The organism is Pseudarthrobacter sp. TAF60_1 (genome assembly GCF_052113505.1).
Classification (GTDB): domain Bacteria; phylum Actinomycetota; class Actinomycetes; order Actinomycetales; family Micrococcaceae; genus Arthrobacter.
Map to the genome: position 1 here is coordinate 154,678 of NZ_JBFRDI010000003.1, position 18,012 is coordinate 172,689.

General features: G+C 66.8%; 18 protein-coding genes and 1 riboswitch. Of the genes, 10 read left to right on the top strand and 8 right to left on the bottom strand.

All coding sequences use genetic code 11. The features are described from left to right. Positions 1 to 21: 21 nt before the first annotated feature. Positions 22 to 870: a PHP domain-containing protein gene (locus AB4Y73_RS04300; protein ID WP_441868965.1), complete on the top strand. Its 849-nt coding sequence runs from the start codon at positions 22 to 24 to the stop codon at positions 868 to 870. A 69-nt stretch (positions 871 to 939) separates the two neighbouring features. Here AB4Y73_RS04300 and AB4Y73_RS04305 read toward each other — a convergent pair whose 3' ends face one another. From AB4Y73_RS04305 to thiE, 4 genes are all read right to left on the bottom strand, one after another. Further along, positions 940 to 1,812 (bottom strand): DNA-methyltransferase, encoded by an 873-nt coding sequence (locus AB4Y73_RS04305; RefSeq protein ID WP_441868968.1) that lies wholly within the window; start codon positions 1,810 to 1,812, stop codon positions 940 to 942. An 8-nt stretch (positions 1,813 to 1,820) separates the two neighbouring features. Further along, positions 1,821 to 3,539 (bottom strand): DEAD/DEAH box helicase, encoded by a 1,719-nt coding sequence (locus AB4Y73_RS04310; protein ID WP_441868971.1) that lies wholly within the window; start codon positions 3,537 to 3,539, stop codon positions 1,821 to 1,823. A gap of 291 nt (positions 3,540 to 3,830) precedes the next feature. After that, entirely contained in the window at positions 3,831 to 5,336 is a 1,506-nt protein-coding gene (locus tag AB4Y73_RS04315; protein ID WP_441868974.1) for an RNB domain-containing ribonuclease, read from the bottom strand. Positions 5,337 to 5,421: 85 nt separating this feature from the next. Beyond that, on the bottom strand, positions 5,422 to 6,156 hold the full coding sequence (gene thiE / locus AB4Y73_RS04320) for a thiamine phosphate synthase (protein WP_441868977.1): 735 nt from the start codon (positions 6,154 to 6,156) through the stop codon (positions 5,422 to 5,424). Between the two features lie 27 nt (positions 6,157 to 6,183). Further along, a riboswitch (TPP riboswitch) is annotated at positions 6,184 to 6,303 on the top strand. Between thiE and thiO the strand changes: the two genes are divergently transcribed. From thiO to AB4Y73_RS04340, 4 genes are all read left to right on the top strand, one after another. Beyond that, positions 6,296 to 7,627: a glycine oxidase ThiO gene (thiO, locus tag AB4Y73_RS04325; protein WP_441868980.1), complete on the top strand. Its 1,332-nt coding sequence runs from the start codon at positions 6,296 to 6,298 to the stop codon at positions 7,625 to 7,627. It overlaps the preceding riboswitch by 8 nt. Next, the gene (gene thiS, locus AB4Y73_RS04330) at positions 7,624 to 7,860 is read left to right on the top strand and encodes a sulfur carrier protein ThiS (RefSeq protein ID WP_441868982.1); all 237 of its coding nucleotides are present in this window, start codon (positions 7,624 to 7,626) and stop codon (positions 7,858 to 7,860) included. The genes thiO and thiS overlap by 4 nt, the downstream gene beginning before the upstream one ends. 4 nt (positions 7,861 to 7,864) lie before the next feature. Continuing rightward, the gene (locus AB4Y73_RS04335) at positions 7,865 to 8,680 is read left to right on the top strand and encodes a thiazole synthase (protein ID WP_441868985.1); all 816 of its coding nucleotides are present in this window, start codon (positions 7,865 to 7,867) and stop codon (positions 8,678 to 8,680) included. A gap of 58 nt (positions 8,681 to 8,738) precedes the next feature. Then, positions 8,739 to 9,416 carry a 4a-hydroxytetrahydrobiopterin dehydratase gene (locus AB4Y73_RS04340; RefSeq protein WP_441868987.1) on the top strand — a complete coding sequence of 226 codons (678 nt, stop codon included), beginning with the start codon at positions 8,739 to 8,741 and terminating at the stop codon, positions 9,414 to 9,416. Positions 9,417 to 9,437: 21 nt separating this feature from the next. On the opposite strand, the gene AB4Y73_RS04345 is transcribed toward AB4Y73_RS04340, so the two are convergent. The 3 genes from AB4Y73_RS04345 to AB4Y73_RS04355 form a co-directional block, all read right to left on the bottom strand. Further along, the gene (locus AB4Y73_RS04345; protein ID WP_441868990.1) at positions 9,438 to 9,740 is read right to left on the bottom strand and encodes a hypothetical protein; all 303 of its coding nucleotides are present in this window, start codon (positions 9,738 to 9,740) and stop codon (positions 9,438 to 9,440) included. Positions 9,741 to 9,811: 71 nt separating this feature from the next. Continuing rightward, complete coding sequence (locus AB4Y73_RS04350) at positions 9,812 to 10,036, bottom strand: DUF3107 domain-containing protein (RefSeq protein ID WP_441868993.1); 225 nt, start codon at positions 10,034 to 10,036, stop codon at positions 9,812 to 9,814. Between the two features lie 49 nt (positions 10,037 to 10,085). After that, complete coding sequence (locus AB4Y73_RS04355) at positions 10,086 to 10,751, bottom strand: TetR/AcrR family transcriptional regulator (protein WP_441868996.1); 666 nt, start codon at positions 10,749 to 10,751, stop codon at positions 10,086 to 10,088. Positions 10,752 to 10,835: 84 nt separating this feature from the next. Here AB4Y73_RS04355 and moeB point away from each other — a divergent pair, with 84 nt between their 5' ends. Continuing rightward, the gene (gene moeB / locus AB4Y73_RS04360; RefSeq protein ID WP_441868999.1) at positions 10,836 to 12,035 is read left to right on the top strand and encodes a molybdopterin-synthase adenylyltransferase MoeB; all 1,200 of its coding nucleotides are present in this window, start codon (positions 10,836 to 10,838) and stop codon (positions 12,033 to 12,035) included. 138 nt (positions 12,036 to 12,173) lie between these two features. Here the strand turns inward: moeB and AB4Y73_RS04365 are convergent, their stop codons facing one another. Next, positions 12,174 to 13,502: a glutamyl-tRNA reductase gene (locus AB4Y73_RS04365; protein WP_441869002.1), complete on the bottom strand. Its 1,329-nt coding sequence runs from the start codon at positions 13,500 to 13,502 to the stop codon at positions 12,174 to 12,176. 159 nt (positions 13,503 to 13,661) lie between these two features. On the opposite strand from AB4Y73_RS04365, the gene hemE reads away from it, so the two are divergent. The 4 genes from hemE (at position 13,662) to hemQ (ending at position 18,002) form a co-directional block, all read left to right on the top strand. Continuing rightward, a complete protein-coding gene (gene hemE / locus AB4Y73_RS04370) occupies positions 13,662 to 14,780 on the top strand; it encodes a uroporphyrinogen decarboxylase (RefSeq protein ID WP_441869005.1) in 1,119 nt (372 codons plus the stop codon). A gap of 4 nt (positions 14,781 to 14,784) precedes the next feature. Beyond that, a complete protein-coding gene (gene hemG, locus AB4Y73_RS04375) occupies positions 14,785 to 16,227 on the top strand; it encodes a protoporphyrinogen oxidase (RefSeq protein WP_441869008.1) in 1,443 nt (480 codons plus the stop codon). Between the two features lie 198 nt (positions 16,228 to 16,425). After that, positions 16,426 to 17,211 carry a hypothetical protein gene (locus tag AB4Y73_RS04380; protein ID WP_441869011.1) on the top strand — a complete coding sequence of 262 codons (786 nt, stop codon included), beginning with the start codon at positions 16,426 to 16,428 and terminating at the stop codon, positions 17,209 to 17,211. Between the two features lie 89 nt (positions 17,212 to 17,300). After that, positions 17,301 to 18,002, top strand: coding sequence for a hydrogen peroxide-dependent heme synthase (gene hemQ, locus AB4Y73_RS04385; RefSeq protein ID WP_441869014.1), 702 nt, complete (start codon positions 17,301 to 17,303; stop codon positions 18,000 to 18,002). Positions 18,003 to 18,012: the final 10 nt, after the last annotated feature.

The following is an 18,012-nucleotide window of genomic DNA, read 5'->3' on the forward strand; positions in this document are numbered from 1 at the left end:
GCGGTCAACTAGGCTGGGCAGGTGAAGATTGACCTGCATGCCCACTCCAACGTTTCCGATGGCACGGAAGCCCCCGCTGACGTGATGGCCTCGGCAGCCCGGGCGGGCCTTGACGTCGTGGCCCTGACCGACCATGACTCCACGGACGGCTGGGCTGAAGCGTCACGGGCGGCGTTGGCTCACGGGGTGGCACTGGTCCCGGGAATGGAAGTTTCCTGCCGCACGGAACAGGGCATCAGCGTGCATCTGCTGAGCTACCTGCACGATCCTGCCCATCCCGGACTGCTTGAGGAAATCACCAAGTCCAAGGACGCACGCCTGACCCGGGCCGAGCGAATGGTGTCCCTCCTCGCCGAGGACTACCCGCTGAGCTGGGACGACGTCATCCACCATGTCGCCCCCGGGGCCACGTTGGGGCGGCCGCACATCGCCGATGCCCTGGTGGCGGCGGGAGTGGTTGCGGACCGTTCGGAAGCCTTCACGTCCATCCTCACCTCCCGTTCGCGCTACTTTGTCCAGCACTACGCACCCGACCCGGCAGCCGCCGTCGAACTTGTCCGTGCGGCAGGTGGCGTCCCCGTGTTCGCCCACCCCGTGGCTTCCTCGCGTGGACGGATCGTGGGGGAGCGCACCTACCGGGACATGATCGACGCCGGCCTGGTGGGCCTGGAGATCGACCACCGTGACAACCCGGAGGAAGGCCGTGAGTTCCTGCGGAGTCTTGCAGCAAGGCACGGACTGCTGATCACGGGTTCCTCGGATTACCACGGCACGGGCAAACCCAACCTGCTGGGCGAGAACACCACGACGCCGGAGGTGCTGGCCCGGATCGAGGAGCTCGGCACGGGCACCGCCGTCGTCCGCCCCTAGTCCCGGACCCGCCCCAACTGGCTGGCACTTAACGCACTCAAACGCGCGAATGACGACGTTAAATGCGGGTTAGTTGGGTGGGAACGAGGTGAACTCGGCGTGCGCACCCAACCGCTTGGCCATGACGTCGATGGCGGGCTGGTTCTGGTCCACGCACACAAACTTCCGGTCCAGCTTGGCCGCGACGGCGCCCAGCGTTCCCGAACCGGCGAAGAAGTCCAGGCACCAGTCGCCGGGCCGGCTGGAGGCAGCCACCACCCGCCGGATAAGGCCCTCGGGCTTCTGCGTGGGGTAGCCGGTCTTCTCCTTGCCGGTGGGGGAGACGATGGTATGCCACCACACATCAGTGGGGAGCTTCCCGAGTTCCCGCTTGGCAGGTGTGACCAGCCCGGGCGCCATGTAAGGCTCCCGGTCAACCTCGGCGCTGTTGAAGTGGTACTTGGCCGGGTTCTTGACGTACACGAGGATGTTGTCGTGCTTCGTCGGCCAGCGGTATTTGGCGCGCGCACCGTAGTCGTAGGCCCAGATGATCTCGTTCAGGAAGCACTCGCGTCCGAAGATGGCATCCAGCATCACCTTGGCGTAATGGACCTCCCGGTAATCCAGGTGGAGGTAGAGCGTGCCGTCATCGGCCAGCAGCCGCCAGGCCTCCACGAGCCGGGGTTCCAAAAAGGCCCAGTAATCGCTGAAGGCGTCATCGTACCGGTGCAGGGCCCCCTTGATGGTGTCGTAGGAGCGGCCTTTGAAGCCCACGCGGTCGCCCACACCGTCAGTGTTGAGCACCATCCGGGTTTCCTGGCGGGTCTGGGCCCTGCCCGTGTTGAACGGCGGGTCCACGTAAATGAGTGTGAAGGCGCCGTCCGGCAGCGACGGGAGGAACTCCGCGTTATCCGCGTGAACCACCAGGTTGCTGCCGTCCGGCGCCCAGACGGTGTCAGTCATCGAGGCTGTTAGGCCTCTGCGCTGCCGGGCTGTGTGGCTTTGTCGGCACCGGCCACTACTTCGCCGTTGCGGCGGCGGGTGCGCGTCCGGCTGCGGCGGGCGCGGGGGTCCACTTCGCCGGCGGCCATAGCCGCAGTGGCAGGTTCGGCGGCAGGCCCGGAGCCGGCGCTCGCCGCATCAGACGTACGACGGCGGCGCTCGCCTGAACGGCTGCCCTCACCTGAGCGGCCACCATCGGAGCCGCTACGGCGGCTGCCTTCGCGCCCGCCTGAACGGCCGGCGTCGCGTCCGCTCTCACGCCCGCCGTCGCGTCCGCTGTTTTGTCCGCTGGCGCGGGAGTTCTTCTTGCCGGTTTCGCCCAGGTCCTCCAGCACCTCGGCGTCAACACCGGCGAGGGTGCGCTTGTTGCGCGGGAGCCGGCCCTTGGTTCCTGCCGGGATGTCCAGCTCTTCGAACAGGTGCGGTGACGAGGAGTACGTCTCCACCGGCTCCGGAACGCTCAGGCCCAGGGCCTTGTTGATCAGGCCCCAGCGCGGCATGTCATCCCAGTCAACGAAGGTCACGGCTGTGCCCTTGTTTCCGGCGCGGCCGGTGCGGCCCACGCGGTGCAGGTAGATCTTCTCGTCCTCAACGCACTGGTAGTTGATCACGTGCGTGACGTCGTCCACATCGATGCCTCGGGCGGCGACGTCGGTGGCTACCAAAACGTCCACCTTGTTGTTGCGGAAGGCCCGCAACGCCTGCTCGCGGGCGCCCTGGCCGAGGTCGCCGTGGATGGCGGCGGCGGCGAAACCGCGGTCCACCAGTTCCTCGGCCACCTTCGCGGCAGTGCGTTTGGTCTTGGTGAAGATGATGGTGCGGCCGCGGCCCCGTGCCTGCAGGATGCGGGCAACGACTTCAACCTTGTCCATGCTGTGGGCACGGTAGATGAGCTGGCGGATGTCGCGCTTGGTGAGGCCCTCGTCTTCGGGATCGGCCGCGCGGATGTGGGTGGGCTGCGTCATGTAGCGGCGCGCCATGGCAATGACCGGGCCGGGCATGGTGGCGGAGAACAGGAGCGTCTGGCGGACGGCGGGGGTGCCTGCGATCAGAGTCTCGACGTCCGGCAGGAAGCCAAGGTCCAGCATTTCGTCGGCTTCGTCGAGGATGACGATCTTGACGTTCTTGAGGCTCAGGTGCTTCTGCTTGTACAGGTCAATCAGGCGGCCGGGGGTTCCCACCACGATCTCGACGCCCTTCTGCAGGGCTTCCACCTGGGGCTCGTAGGCACGGCCGCCGTAAATGGTGGTGATACGGGCATTGCGCTTAACGGAGGCGGTCTGGAGGTCGTTGGCCACCTGGACGGCCAGCTCGCGGGTGGGCACGATGACCAGGGCCTGCGGTGCGCCGGGAACGGCGAGCTTGTCGAAACCGGCATCGTCCGGACCCACCACGCGCTGCAGCGCAGGGATGCCGAAGCCGAGGGTCTTGCCCGTGCCGGTCTTGGCCTGGCCGATGATGTCGTGGCCCGCGAGCGCCACCGGCAGGGTCATGGACTGGATGGGGAACGGGTGGGTGATCCCGGCGTCTGCCAGGGACTCGACGATGTCGGCGCGCACGTTGTAATCGGCGAATGACTTCTCCGCGATTTCGTGCGGCGTCTCGTCGGAGATGATGGTCTCTTCGGGTTCGATCGTTTCGATGCCGGAGTCGTCCGTCAGGAGCTGGTGGGTATGCAATTCACTCACAGGTGAGTTTCCTTATTCATTTGGGCATTGGCGCTGCCTGCTCAACGGGCCGGCCGATGTGGCCGCTCCGGAGCACGCTCGGGCGCGCAAGCAAATCCAGTGGAAGCCGATCGCGGGCTATCTAAATGCTGGCACTGGTGACCAGCGGGTCTGTCTCAAGATCGCGTAGGGGCGGGCTTGTTGAATTCAAAATAAAGGAAATCAACGACCGGGCATCCATTTCTACTTCTTCAGTCTAGCCGTACGGACCCCGAATCCCGGCTTTTGGCCGTGGAAACAAGGGCGGGCTGCTCAGGCCAGGAGCTCGAAGTGGACCGCACGGGCGGTGATATCGGAGGAGATCAGGCGCACCCGGACCTTGGTGCCTGATTCGAGGTCGCCGGCGCATCGGGCTGTCACGGCCGGTTCGGCGATCTGGACGATCCCCGAGGGGCCATTGCCGTTCTTCCCGTTCCCGCTCTTGCCGCCGTTGTTGCCGTTCTTAGCAACGTTGCCATTGTCTTTTTGCGGCTTCGACCCGGAAATGACAATGGCATCAAACTCCTGGCCAATGTGGTTGACCAGGAGGGCGGCTTCCACGGTGTCCAGGGCCATGCGTTCCATCCGGCTTGCCAGCTGGTCGGATGCCGCCATGATTTCCGGGAGGGTGGGCAGGGCTTCCCGCGCCCAGTCGGGGACCGGCCTGCCGTTGCTCAGGGCTTCGCAGATCACCAGGACGAACCTGTCGATGAGCCGCCGGAGCGGCGCCGTGGTGTGGGCATAGGCGGCGCCGATGGCCGACTGGATGGCGTCCTCAGGAACAGTGCCGTCAAAAGCGGTGTAGCTCGCACCGCGGAAAAGCATGCCTGCGGAATGCATGATGGCCAGTTGCCTGGGCTCGGTGGGATCGAGGCTGCGGAGGTACTCGCCGTAGCTGGTCTTCCCGTCCCACGGCTTGCCGAGGGCCACCGTCTGGAGCCGGAAATGCCGGAGCGAGCGCTCGTCAGGGGCGGGCATGGTACGCAGGACGCCAACCTTCCCCGCCAGCATCATGTCGGCTGCAGCCATTCCGGTCATCAGCGAAATCTGGGCATTCCAGTCCTCCACCGGAAGCTGGGGCGCCGCGGCAATCCGGTAGCCGCCGTCGGGCAGTTGTAGGATTTCCTGCTCCGGCATGTTCAGGCTGGCGCCGCCACGCTGACGCTCCAGTTCAACGCGCTTGAGCCCTACTTCCTTCAGGAGCTGCAGCACGGGGTTGGCCGTTCCGGCGTCGATCTCGGCCTGGACACCCTTATAGTCCAACTTGGCCCGGCTGCGGATAGTGGCCCGCTGGACGGACACGCTGCCAACGTGGGCGTCGTCGTCGAGCCCGAATTCCCAGACAAACGCGGCACACAGCTGGTGGGCCAGCAGGCTGCCTGCCTCCTCGCTGATGACCTCGGGATGCAGCGGAATCCGGCCGTCCGGGGCATAGAACGTCTGGCCGCGGCGGCGGGTCTCGGCGTCCAGGCTCCCGCCGGGACGGACAAAGGACGGCACGTCCGCGATGGCGTACAGCACCCGGTAGCCCGCGGCGGAACGCTCGATGAACAGCGCCTGGTCAAGGTCCGTGGACGACGCCGGATCGATGGTCAGGAACTCAACATCCGTCAGGTCAGCGGGCGGCAGCTGATGCGCGGCGACGGCTTCCTCGGCGTCGCGGACCGCCTCGGCCGGGTAAGGGCCGGGCAGTTCCAGCTCGGTCCGCAGGGCACTCAGGGCTGCCTCGAGAGCGTTGGTCTTCTCGTGGACGTTCGGGGCCAACCGATGATGGGACACAAAAGTCAGGTTAGCCCGATTTCCCTTGATCGCGCACGTCCCGCTCCGCTGCGCGGGGGATTCTCAGGAGCCGGACGCCTGATTGTTAGGCGGCACCGGCATCCAAGGCGGCCAGCAGGGCCCTGGCTGCGGCGGCGGGGTCAGAGGCTTCCGTAATTGCGCGGACCACAACGATCCGGCTGGCACCGGCTTCCACCACCTGCTCGACGTTGTCCAAGTCAATCCCGCCAATAGCGAACCAAGGCAAAGCGGCCTGGGTGCCGGTGGCAGCAACGGCGTCCGCTGCATAACGCACCAGGTCAAGGCCGACGGCGGTCCGGCCGGGTTTGGTTGGGGTGGCCCATACCGGGCCCACGCAGAAGTAGTCCAGGCCGCCGTCGGCAGTCACCGAGGAGGACAAGCGGATGGCGCCTTCCACCTGTTCGGTGGTGTGGGTGGAAAGCCCCACCACGGGCCCTGCCCCCAGCAGCGTGCGTGCGGAGGCCACGGGCAGGTCTTTCTGGCCGATGTGGAAGACCGGCGCACCGGACAGCATGGCAATGTCAGCACGGTCATTCACCGCCCAGAGCCGTCCGTGCCGGGCAGCGGCCGCTTGGAGGACGGCGAGCAGTTCCAGTTCCTCGGCGGCCTCGATGTCCTTGTCGCGGAGTTGGATGATGTCCACGCCGCCGGCGAACGCCGCGTCCACAAACTCGGCAAAGTCCCCGCGGTCGCGGCGTGCGTCGGTGCACAGGTACAACCTGGCGCTGGGGGGCAGGCCGGCGCCGGACTCCTGGACGGTGGGGTTGGGGAGGAAGCTGGGGGTGGAAGACACGTTCATGGAAACCACCCTAGTTCCCCTAAACTGGGCGTGTACTGCGGGAGCCCGTTGCAGCCGTCACAAAGCGGCCGGGCTGAGAGGGCGTCAGAGCCGACCGCTTGACCTGATCCGGCTAGTACCGGCGTAGGGAAGGAAACACATGGTCCCCCCATCCGGCGGCCCGGCCGCCAGCCCACCCGGCCTTGACGAGAGCAGTCCCCCCATCCTGCGCGCCGACGTGGCGGTGATCGGTGGCGGAGTTATTGGCCACTGCATCGCCTGGGAGGCGCGGCGCTCCGGCCGCTCCGTGGTGCTGATCGATGACGAACCGGGTTCAGGGGCGAGCTGGGCGGCCGCCGGCATGCTCGCCCCTGTCAGCGAACTGCACTACCAGGAGGAAGGCCTCCTGGAGCTGATGCTCGAGTCCTCGTTCCTTTGGCCGGCCTTCGCGGCAAACCTCGGCCGGGCAGGGGCAGGGGATTTTGGCTACCTGACGACGCCGACCCTCGCCGTCGGTGCCGACGCCGCGGACCGCCGCGCGCTGATGGACCTCAGGGCCGTCCAAGAGGCCAATGGACTGCAGGTGGAGCCGCTGACGGTCAGGGAAGCGAGGGGCAGGGAACCGCTGCTCAGTCCGGCCATTTCCTGTGCCCTGGCCATTCTGGCGGACCACCAGGTGGACCCGCGCAGGCTGATTGCATCGCTGCGGGAAGTCCTGGCCGGCCACGAACCGGGCGCAGGGACCGCCGTCGATGGCGCCCGTAACGGGTTCGCCGTTGATGACCGCGCCACGGCACTTCTCTGGGAGGGAAAGCGCGTCAGCGGTGTGAAGCTGGCCGGTGGCGGCACAGTCCTGGCGGGGGAGACCATCGTGGCCAACGGCCTTCAGGCGGCGGCCTTGGGTGGCTTGCCGGATTGGCTGCAGCTGCCTCTGAGGCCCGTTTACGGCGACATCCTGCGCCTCCGCGTTCCCCAGCACTTGCGCCCGTTGGTGACGTCCACCGTCCGGGGCCTGGTCCACGGCGTGCCGGTCTACATTGTCCCCCGGCAGGACGGCACGGTGGTGATCGGGGCAACCCAGCGCGAGGACGCACTTCCCGGCGCGGAGGACACCGGTGCAGCCCGCCGTGCCGTCACAGCTGGCCGTGCCGTCTCTGCGGGCGGCGTGTACCAGTTGCTGCGTGACGGGCAGGTCCTGCTGCCCGCCGTCGCCGAGCTGGAGCTTCTCGAATGCACCACGCGGGCGCGTCCTGCGACGCCGGACAACGCGCCGCTGCTGGGCCGCGTCCCTGCTCCCAGCTCAGGACACATTCCGGGGCTGATTATTGCCACCGGTTTCTACCGTCACGGAGTGCTGCTGGCTCCCGCAGCAGCAGCCATCTGCCGCGACCTGCTGGATGGCCGGAACGATCCGCGCTGGCAGGTTCACTCGCCGGACAGGTTTTCCAGCCAGCCACAAGCCGCCCTTCAACCCACAAAGGAAAAAGCATGAACATCACCCTCAACGGCGCGCCGCATGCCGTCCCCCGGGACGCGTCCATCACCACCCTGGTCACCCAGATCACGGGCCGCCCCCTCGCCGCCAACGGCCAGGCCGCGGACGGGCAGAAACTCGGCGTCGCCGTTGCCCACAACTCAGAAGTGGTACCCCGCAGCCAGTGGTTCGTCACCGCGCTCGCCGACGGGGACAACGTCGAACTGGTCACCGCAGTTCAGGGAGGCTGACACCATGACAGTCACAAACAACATCAGCACCGCCACCACGTCGCCGGACACGGACCGGCTCGTCATCGACGGCGTCGAACTCGGCTCCCGCCTCATCATGGGCACCGGGGGCGCCCCCAGCCTGGACGGGCTTGGGGCCGCCCTGCTGGCGTCGGGAACGGAGCTCACCACCGTGGCCATGAGGCGCTATTCGCCCACCGAGTCCGGGTCCCTCTTTCAGCTCCTGGTGGACCACGGAATCCGGGTCCTGCCCAACACGGCCGGCTGCTTCACGGCAAGGGACGCCGTCATGACGGCCGAACTGGCCCGCGAAGCCCTGGAAACGGATTGGGTCAAGCTCGAGGTCATCGCCGACGAACAGACCCTGCTGCCGGACGCCGTCGAGCTCGTTGACGCCACTGAACAGCTCGTGAACCGAGGCTTCAAGGTGTTCGCCTACACCAACGATGACCCCGTCCTGGCCCTGCGGCTGGAGAACCTGGGCGCCACCGCGGTGATGCCGCTCGGGGCGCCGATCGGCACGGGCCTGGGGATCCTTAATCCGCACAACATTGAACTGATCGTTTCGCGCGCCTCGGTTCCCGTTGTCCTCGACGCCGGCATCGGCACGGCATCCGACGCGGCGCTGGCCATGGAACTGGGCTGTGACGCCGTACTACTGGCCACCGCCGTGACCCGGGCCCAAAATCCCGCGCTCATGGGGGAGGCCTTCAAACACGCCGTGATCGCCGGTAGGCTGGCGAAAGCGGCCGGCAGAATACCGCGCCGCGAGCACGCCCTGGCGTCATCGGCGATGGAAAACCGGGCCGAGTTCCTCTAGTCCGGCAACCGCTGGCCGCCCGTCGGCACGCTCACGGAACAAGACCCAGGAGTCAGCTGTGGCCGGCAACCAAGACGTCCTCACCCGCGAACGGCTCGACGCTGCCCTGGCAGTGCTGCCCGACTGGCGGTACCGCCTGGGCGGGCTCGTCACGGTCTATAAAGCGCCGACGGCGGCCGCCGCGCTTGAGCTGATAGCCGCCGTCGGGCGTCTCGCGGAAGAACAGAACCATCATCCCGATCTGGACTGGCGGTACAACAGGGTGTTCATCCGGTACACCTCGCACGACGCAGGCGGCCAGGTCACCGAGCGGGACACCGCGGCCGCGGTGGCCGCCAGCGAAGCGGCCGCCCAGGCGGGGGCAACTGCCCAGCCGGGGCTGTTCAGGACGGTGGAGCTGGGCATCGACACCGCGGACCCGGCGGAAATCGCGGAGGTGTGGCGGGTAGCGCTGGGCTACAAGAAAGGTGCGGGCGGCGACCTGGTGGATCCTTACGGCCGGGGCCCGAGCATCTGGTTCCAGGAAACAGGGACGCCCAATAGCAGCAGGCTCCACCTTGATGTCCACTGGAGCCTGGCCGAATCGGGGCCCGTCCTGGAGAAGACAGCGGCCGCCGGGGCCCTAATGAACCATGACCACGCACCCGACTGGGTGGTGGTCACCGACGCGCAAGGGAACCGGCTGTGCCTGTGCACGGAGGTAGGGCACCGGCCTGAGGCGACGTCGGGCCCCTGAGCGGGCTGGCGGCCCTGGTTGCTACAGCTTCAGGGCCCTGGTGAGCCGCTGGAGGTCATGGTGTTCGCGGCTCCTTCCCAGGTAGATGACGGCCCCGAGGGCAGCCGCCGCGCCCAGGGCCATCGGCAGGATCCAGGGGATCCAGGTGAGGCCCGGCATGTAGCCGAAGCCCGCCGCCATGAAGATGATCCAGCTGAGCGCACCCACGGCGACGGCTACACCGGCGGGCAGTATCATGCCGTACCGGGTATGGCGCCTGTCATTGGCCCAGACAATGAAGCCCGCAGCGGCGGTGACCAGGACAACGATGGTCAGCGAAAGCATGGAATCTCCCTCGGAATGCAGCGGGCCACCGCCGACAGGCAGTGGCCCGCTTGGGTGCTAAAGCTCGTGTCTTAGAACTGGCCGAAGCCAACCTTGCGGGCTTCTTCGGCGCCGATCTCCACGTAGCCCAGCGCATTGCCCGGAACGATGATGATACGTCCCTTGTCATCCTTGAGGCGGAGCTCGGTGCCCTTGGTGATGGCTTCTTCCACGACCGTAGCTATAGCGTCAGCGTCCTCTGCCGATTCCAGCACGATTTCGCGGCCAATGTTCTGAATGCCGATCTTAATTTCCAAAAGGGGGCCTCCCAGCCAATCAAAGTTCTTCGGTTCTCTTATTTGTAGTCTAGGACTCTTTGGGGAAGCGCGAGATTCCGCGCCAAGCTAAACGGTAAATGAGGTCGCTGGCCACATCGAGGTCCAGGTTGCCGTCCGTTTCGAGCCAGTAACGCGCGCTGACCTGCGCCATTCCGGCCAGTCCGCGTCCCAGCAGCTGCGCCTCGAGGTGGGGAAGTTTGGTGTCTTCTGCAATAACGCGGGCGACGGCGTCCGCGAAGGTTTTGTTGAAAGTTTCCAGCCGGGAGCTGACGTCGGGGTCATTGATGAGGTCCGATTCGAAAACCAGGCGGTGGGCCTGGTCGTCGCTGGCGATAAAGCGGTAGTAGGCCCGCATCACTGCCTGCACACGTTCGTCGTTGTCCGTGGTGGAGTTCAGGGCGCCCAGCATCAGGTCAGTCAGGGAGGTCAGGTGGGTATCCAGCAAGGCAAGATACAGCTCGCGTTTGGACGGAAAGTGCTGATACAGCACGGGCTTACTGACGTGGGCTGTTTCGGCGATCTCATCCATGGCAGCGCCATGGTAGCCGTTGGCAACAAAGACCTCCTGGGCCGCCGCCAGGAGCTGCGCCCGGCGCTCATCCCGGGGAAGCCGCGCGGACCGCTGCCCCGCAGTGCGTTGAGGTGCCGGCGGTTCCCCGCCAGACGCCCGGTCAGCCTGTGCTTCATGCGCCACAGTTCCCCTACTTTCCCTTGCCGATACTTCCACAATACTGCGCGGTAATATGACCGGGCGGTATCTTCGGGCATACATTGAAGTATGGCTTCGACTTTGACCGTAAATGATTCCTCTGTATCGCTTAAGCCGCTGGTGGAGCCCGCCTCCGATCTGACGCCGGCCGAGGTGGAACGGTACTCTCGGCACCTCATCATCCCGGAAATCGGTGCCGTGGGGCAGCGGCGGCTAAAGAACGCCAAAGTGCTGGTTATCGGCGCCGGTGGCCTGGGCTCGCCCGCCCTGCTGTACCTGGCGGCCGCCGGGGTGGGGACCCTGGGAATCATCGACGACGACGCCGTTGACCTGAGCAACCTGCAGCGGCAAGTGATCCACGGCGTGGCCGATGTAGGCCGGCCGAAGATCGAATCCGCCCGGGACGCCATCGCAGCGCTGAACCCGCTGGTGGACGTCCGGCTCCACAATGTCCGGCTCGACGCATCCAACGCACTGGAACTCTTCGCGGACTACGACCTGATCCTGGACGGCGCCGACAACTTCGCCACCCGCTACCTGGTCAACGACGCCGCCGCGATTCTAGGCAAACCGTATGTCTGGGGGTCGATCTTCCGCTTCGACGGCCAAGTGAGCGTCTTCTGGGAAAAGCATGGCCCCACGTACCGCGACCTTTATCCTGAGGCGCCGCCGGCCGGATCCGTTCCCTCCTGCGGTGAGGGCGGCGTCTTTGGCATGCTCTGCGCTGCCGTGGGATCACTCATGGTGACCGAGGCAGTCAAGCTGATCACCGGCGTCGGGCGTTCATTGCTTGGCCGGGTGGCACTCTTCGACGCGCTGGGCGGCAGCTGGCGCGAGATCCGGGTGTCCAAGGATCCCGCCGCCGCGCCCATCACGGAGCTGACCGACTACGAGGCCTTCTGCGGAATCACCCCCGCGGTGTCCGCAGACACGGAGCACACGGTCACGGCGACCCAGCTGGCCACCATGCTGGCCTCGCGAAAGGCCGGCCTGAAGGACTTTGCGCTGGTGGACGTCAGGGAGACCGGCGAACACGACATCGTCAGTATCGACGGTTCGGTCCTGATTCCGCAGGGCAGGATCCTTGCGGGCGAAGCGTGGGCGGAACTGCCTCAGGACAAGGACATCGTGTTCCACTGCAAGGCGGGAACCCGGTCAGCGAACGTCCTGGAAGCTGCGCGAAAGGCCGGGTACCAGCGGGTCAGCCATCTCGACGGCGGGATCCTGGCCTGGGTGCGCGATGTCGAGCCGGAAAAGCCTGTCTACTAAGCGGTCTCTCGTCCCAACCCTCTCTCACTTAATGCGGCTAAAACAATGACGCTCTCTCACTTTCAAGAAAGTGAGAGAGCGCCATCAAAAAAGCCGCATTAAGTGAGAGAGCGTCGCCGGTCGCGGGTCGCGGGAGGGTTAGGCGGTTGCGGTGCCGCGCTGGTCGGTGACCGCGTGGTCGACGGGGCATTCGGCCTGGGACGCGGCGGCGGGCTGCTCCACCGTGATTCCATAGAGGGTTTCGAGTGCTGAAACGTAGTCGTCCTGCTGGCCGTTCGCTGCCAGCTGGCGGGCGCGGACCGTAGGTACGTGCAGGAGTTGCTTGACCATGCGGCGGAGCGCGAACTCCACTTCCTCGGCTGCGGCGGTGCAGCCGTGGCGGGCGCGGACCCGCTCCATCTCGGCGTCAAGGACGTTCATGGTGTGGCGGCGCAGTGCAACAATGGCGGAGTCCACCGAGCGTGATTCGCGCTCCTGTTCGAAAGCCCGGGCAGCGCCGGACACGATGTCGCTGGCCTGGCTGAGGGACTCGGCCTGTTCCTGCGGAGCGGCCAAGCGGACTGATTCCAATGTGAGCAGTTCGACGCCGTCGAGTTGGCCCACTTCCGGGTCGAAGTCATGGGTCAGGGCCAGGTCGATTGCGACCAGCGGCTGGCGAGACCCGGCGCGGACCTGGGCCAGTTCACCGGCTTCAACGCGGGTGTCCGATCCACTGCAACCGATCATCACATCGGCCGCGGCCACCGCGGGGGAGAGGGTCTCAGCGTCCAGCGCTGTTCCGCCGCGGGTAGCTACGAAGGCTTCGGCGCGGCCCGATGAGGAGAAGACCGAGATGTCTGTGCAGCCGCGTTCGCGCAGCAACGCCATGGTGGCGCCGGCGTAAGCGCCGGTGCCGAACAGCACGACCTTTTTGCCGGACCAGTCGGGGTTCTCGGACAAATCGGTCGCGAGATCCAAGGCCACCGAGACGATCGACAGGCCACGCGAACCCAGTGCGGTCTGCGCGCCAACATCCTTCGCGGTTTTGGATGCAGCCTGGAACAGCCGGACTAGGCCTGCACTGGCAGTGCCCTCGTGCTGAGCGTTAATAAGAGCCCGGCGGACCTGCCCGGCAATTTCACGCTCGCCCACCACAGCGGAATCGAGGCCGGAACTGACGGCGAACAGGTGCTGGCTGACTTCCGGGCCGGTGCGCGTGCTGAAGGCGCGGGAGACGAGCTGTTCGTTAAGTCCGCTCAGGCCGCTGATCTCTGACACCAAGGCTGCCCTGGCAGCCTCCACGTCATCGGCGTTGGGCGCCTCACCATAGATCTCGTACCGGTTGCAGGTGGCAAGCACCACCGCACCCGTCACTGCCGGCGATCCGGAGAGTGCGGATGTGGCGATCTCTGAAGCACCGCTGCTCAATTGAGCAACGGTCTCAAGATCGATGTCAGCGTGTGTCGCCACCAATGAGAAAAGAACCACAGCAGATCCATCATAGCTTTTTCGTAGCGCCGTAGAACAACCCCGGGGCGCAGTTGCCGGACGGGAAGCCCGTGATTCGCGCCACCCTGCGTCGAAGCACGCTGCACATGACAGGCTGTGCGTTATCTTTTAGGTCCGTTTTTGGGCACAATCAGAGTCATGACTTCCAGCCCCGCCGCGTCCAACGCCGTGTCTCATGCCCCGTCTCATGACGGCGCACTTGCCGCCAGCCACCCGCTGATGGACGGCCGCACCGCCGATTCCCCGCTGATCACCGCCTACCGTGGCGGCAAGCCGTCACGGCGCCCGGTGTGGTTCATGCGCCAGGCCGGCCGCTCCCTTCCGGAGTACCTGAAGGTTCGCGAAGGCGTGGCAATGCTCGATTCGTGCCTGCGGCCGGAGCTTGCCTCCGAGATCACCCTGCAGCCCGTGCGTCGTCACGACGTGGACGCTGCGATCTTCTTCTCCGACATTGTGATCCCGCTGAAGCTCGCAGGCATCGGCGTGGACATTGTTCCCGGCGTGGGCCCCGTGCTGGACAAGCCGGTCCGCACCGCGGCGGACGTCGCTGCCCTGCCGCAGCTAACCTGGGAAGCTCTGGAGCCCATCCGCGAAGCAGTCCGCCTGACCGTGGCGGAACTGGGCAATACCCCGCTGATCGGGTTCGCCGGTGCGCCGTTCACTCTCGCCGCCTACATGGTTGAGGGCAAGCCCTCCCGTGACCACCTGGGCCCGCGAACCATGATGCACGCGGACCCTGAGACCTGGGCTGCGCTGGCTAACTGGGCCGCCGACGCTTCGGGACTGTTCCTCCGGGCGCAGCTCGAGGCCGGAGCGTCCGCCGGCCAGCTGTTCGACTCCTGGGCAGGGTCCCTGGGCCTGGCCGACTACACCAAGTACGTTGCACCGGCCTCCGCCAGGGCCCTGGACCACGTCCGCCACCTCGGCGCGCCGCTGATCCACTTCGGCACCGGTACCTCCGAACTCCTGGTGGCCATGCGCGACGTCGGGGTGGACGTGGTGGGCGTTGATTACCGCCTGCCGCTCGACGAGGCGAACCGACGCCTGGGCGGGACCGTGCCGCTGCAGGGAAACATTGATCCGGCTTTGCTGTCCGCCCCGTGGGACGTCCTCGAGGCCCACGTGCGCGAGGTCATTGCGGCGGGCTCCTCAGCCCCGGGACACGTACTCAACCTGGGCCACGGAGTGCCGCCCGAGACGGACCCCACGGTCCTGACAAGGGTCGTCGAACTTATCCACTCCATCTCCCCGGAGTAAGGGCATGGGCAGCTCCATCACGCCGGCCAGGACAGCGATCGTTCTGGGGGGCGGCATCTCCGGTCTGTTGGCAGCGCGGGAGTTGGCTGCTGCAGGCCACGCTGTGACGGTCTTGGAGGCGACGGCCACCTGGGGCGGCTGCGTAGGCAGTCATGTGGTGGCCGGCCTCACCCTGGACAGCGGCGCGGAGTCCTTCGCCACCCGCTCCACAGCGGTGGCCGACCTCGCCGCTGAGCTTGGGCTTGCCGGCAAGATCGTTGCCCCTCGCCCCGGCGGCGCCTGGGTGCAGCTTCCGGACGGCCCCCGCGAACTGCCCAAGACCGGTGTCCTGGGCATTCCCGCCAACCCGTGGGATCCGGAGGTCCGGCGTTCGCTCGGACTCGTGGGCTCCCTGCGGGCGTCTTTGGACAAGTACCTGCCGGCGCGCATAGGTGCCGCCGCGGAGGTCGCCAGTGTCTCGGCCCTGGTGCGGGCACGGATGGGCCGCCGTGTGCTGCAGCGGCTCGTTGCCCCCGTAGTGGGCGGCGTGCACTCCGCCGATCCGGGCCTTCTCGATGTAGATATGGTGGCGCCCGGACTGCGCGCCGGGATCAAGGCGCACGGTTCGCTGGCGGCCGCCGTGGCTGCCCAGCGCCGCAGTGCGGGGGGACCATCCGCGGCGAAGGCAGGTTCCGCCGTCGCCGGTCTCGAAAACGGCATGCACACCCTCGTCACGGCGCTCCTCAACGATCTCCGGGGGCGAGGGGTTACCCTGCTGAGCGGCTCCGCCGCGAGTTCAGTGGAGCGGACCACGGATGGCTGGCGCGTCACCGCGGGTGAGGCAGCGTACGACGGCGGCCTGCTGGTAGTGGCGCTTCCGGGCCCGGCCGCCGTCGGGCTGCTTCAGCAGGCTGTCCCCGCCCTTGCGGGCAGGAGCCCCGGGCATGGGCCCGACGTCCGCCTCGTCACGCTGGTGGTGGACCTGCCCGAACTCGACCGCAGGCCACGCGGCACCGGCGTCCTGGTTGCGCCGCAGACGCCCGGCATCGAGGCGAAAGCACTGACCCACGCCACCGCGAAGTGGGACTGGCTAGCCGCCGCAGCCGGACCTGGCACCCACGTGCTTCGACTCTCGTACGGGCGGCTCGAGGACACTGCACGAGAAGGCTCTCCAGCGGCGGGTTCCGCGCCCGTCACGGACCCGGATCTCCTGGCCGCAGCACTGCGGGACGCTTCCACCCTGCTGGACGTGCCTGTGCAGGATAAGGACGTAGTGGGTTGGGACGTGGTCAGGTGGCAAGGCGCGCTGCCGTTCGCAGCCGTTGGCCACAAAGCGCGCGTCGCCGAGATCCGCAATATCTGCTCAGCGGAAGACGGACTCAGCGTTGTGGGCGGCTGGGTTGCCGGCAACGGACTGGCTGCTGTTGTGTTCGACACACAGAAAGAGATCCGCGCTCTGGCCGGCTGATCATCGCCCCTGTTCAGCGGAATCCCGGCCCGGAGGCGGCCCCTCACGGGCCGGGATTTCCGGTTTTCAATCCGTCCGGTCCTGTGGCTAGGGTCGATAACTATGGTTATTTACAGGTCCGAGCCTTCCCGTTCCAGGACCAGTATCCCTGGGGGGCTTCGGCGTGGCGCGGCGGCAGCCGCCCTCGGAGCGGTACTGGTGTTTTCTGCAGGTGTCCCTGCCTCCCAGGCCGCCGACGGAAAGAATGATGCCGGCAAGCAAGCCCAAACAAAGAGCCCCAAAGCTGATTCCGTGATCGGCGGCGTGCTTAAGGGCCTTCAGGCCGGCTCGCCGGGCCGTTCCAATGCCCACACAGCACCAGCCGAACCAGCCCCGGCTTCCCCCAGCCCGGCTTCCCCCGGCCCGGTCCCCACCGGCACCGCGCCGACCGGCCCAGCGCCGACCGGCCCAGCGCCGACCGGCACAGCCTCCGCTGGCCCGGCCCGGCCATCGGATCCGGCCACCCAGTCTCCGACTCCCACGCCCATGGCTCCCGCACCGGACTCTCCCACCTCGCCGGCAGCGGTTCCCCAGGACGTCCCCACTCAAGGCGCTCCTGCCCAGGGCACCGCTGCGCCGCCGTCGCCGTCCTCATCGTCAGAGGATCCGCGAAACGGTTCAGCGGCTGGCGGGATCGGCCCGGGCACCTCAGCCCAGCCTGCCGCACCAGGCACGGCGCAGCCGGGGCCGGAGGGACAAGGCTCCCGTCAGTCCGACGCCGCAAATGGTGCGGCACCCACGGCGACGCAAACCACAGCCGGCGCCCACGGCACCGGCTCGACGGAAACCGCCGGACACCCGACTGGTGCCGGGGCGCCCTCGGCCCGCCACGAGATGACTTCCGCCGGACCCGCAGCGGAAACCGCGAAGGTCTGGCTCGGCGTCGGCCTGGTGGGTTCGGCCGGAGCTGCCGGGCTCCTGTTTGCCAGGATCCGCAAGTTTTAATCCTTCGTCAGTGTGAAATTGCGCACTTCTACGCCGTGTAGAACTCGCCGGTTTCGACTTGGAGGTAAGGAAGATGCAAACTGGTAACCATGAGCCACACTTCTGCCGAATCTGTCACTAAAACCGAAGAATCAGCCGAGCAGTTCTTCACCCTCTGGACGGTTTTCAAACGCTCCGAGCAGCTCGTGCGCAGCGCCGACGCTGCCGCCGACTTTGACGCACTGCTGTCACGGCTCGCCGATGCCGGCGTGACCCACCGCGGCAGCTACGACGTCTCGGCCATGCGCGCCGATGCCGACGTCATGGTGTGGCTCCACGGCCCCAAACCCGAAGACCTCCAGAAGGCCATCCGAGACATCCGCCGCAGCAAGCTCTTCGCCGGCACGGAGATCGTCTGGTCGGCCATGGGCGTGCACCGCGAAGCCGAATTCGCGAAGAACCACACCCCGGCCTACTCCCGTGGCGTGGCACCGGCCGAGTGGCTGTGCGTCTACCCCTTCGTGCGCTCCTACGAGTGGTACATCCTCCCCGAGGCGGAACGCGGCAAGATGCTCCGCGACCACGGCCTCCTGGGCAGGGACTTCCCGCAGGTCATCTCCAACACCGTTTCCTCCTTCGCGCTTGGTGACTGGGAGTGGATCCTGGGCCTCGAGGCTCCGGAGCTCGTTGACCTCGTGGACCTGATGCGCCACCTGCGCTCCACGGAGGCGCGCAACCATGTGCGCGAGGAAATTCCGTTCTACACGGGCCGCCGCGTCACCTCGGCCGAGGTCGCAGAGGTTCTGGCGTGACCGGGCCTGA

What these genes read in the sequence shown, in the direction of transcription:
- AB4Y73_RS04305 (WP_441868968.1), bottom strand. Translation starts at nt 1,812, where the DNA reads ATGACTGACACCGTCTGGGCGCCGGACGGCAGCAACCTGGTGGTTCAC.
- thiE (WP_441868977.1), bottom strand. Translation starts at nt 6,156, where the DNA reads ATGAACGTGTCTTCCACCCCCAGCTTCCTCCCCAACCCCACCGTCCAG.
- thiO (WP_441868980.1), top strand. Translation starts at nt 6,296, where the DNA reads ATGGTCCCCCCATCCGGCGGCCCGGCCGCCAGCCCACCCGGCCTTGAC.
- thiS (WP_441868982.1), top strand. Translation starts at nt 7,624, where the DNA reads ATGAACATCACCCTCAACGGCGCGCCGCATGCCGTCCCCCGGGACGCG.
- AB4Y73_RS04335 (WP_441868985.1), top strand. Translation starts at nt 7,865, where the DNA reads ATGACAGTCACAAACAACATCAGCACCGCCACCACGTCGCCGGACACG.
- AB4Y73_RS04345 (WP_441868990.1), bottom strand. Translation starts at nt 9,740, where the DNA reads ATGCTTTCGCTGACCATCGTTGTCCTGGTCACCGCCGCTGCGGGCTTC.
- moeB (WP_441868999.1), top strand. Translation starts at nt 10,836, where the DNA reads ATGGCTTCGACTTTGACCGTAAATGATTCCTCTGTATCGCTTAAGCCG.
- hemE (WP_441869005.1), top strand. Translation starts at nt 13,662, where the DNA reads ATGACTTCCAGCCCCGCCGCGTCCAACGCCGTGTCTCATGCCCCGTCT.
- hemG (WP_441869008.1), top strand. Translation starts at nt 14,785, where the DNA reads ATGGGCAGCTCCATCACGCCGGCCAGGACAGCGATCGTTCTGGGGGGC.
- hemQ (WP_441869014.1), top strand. Translation starts at nt 17,301, where the DNA reads ATGAGCCACACTTCTGCCGAATCTGTCACTAAAACCGAAGAATCAGCC.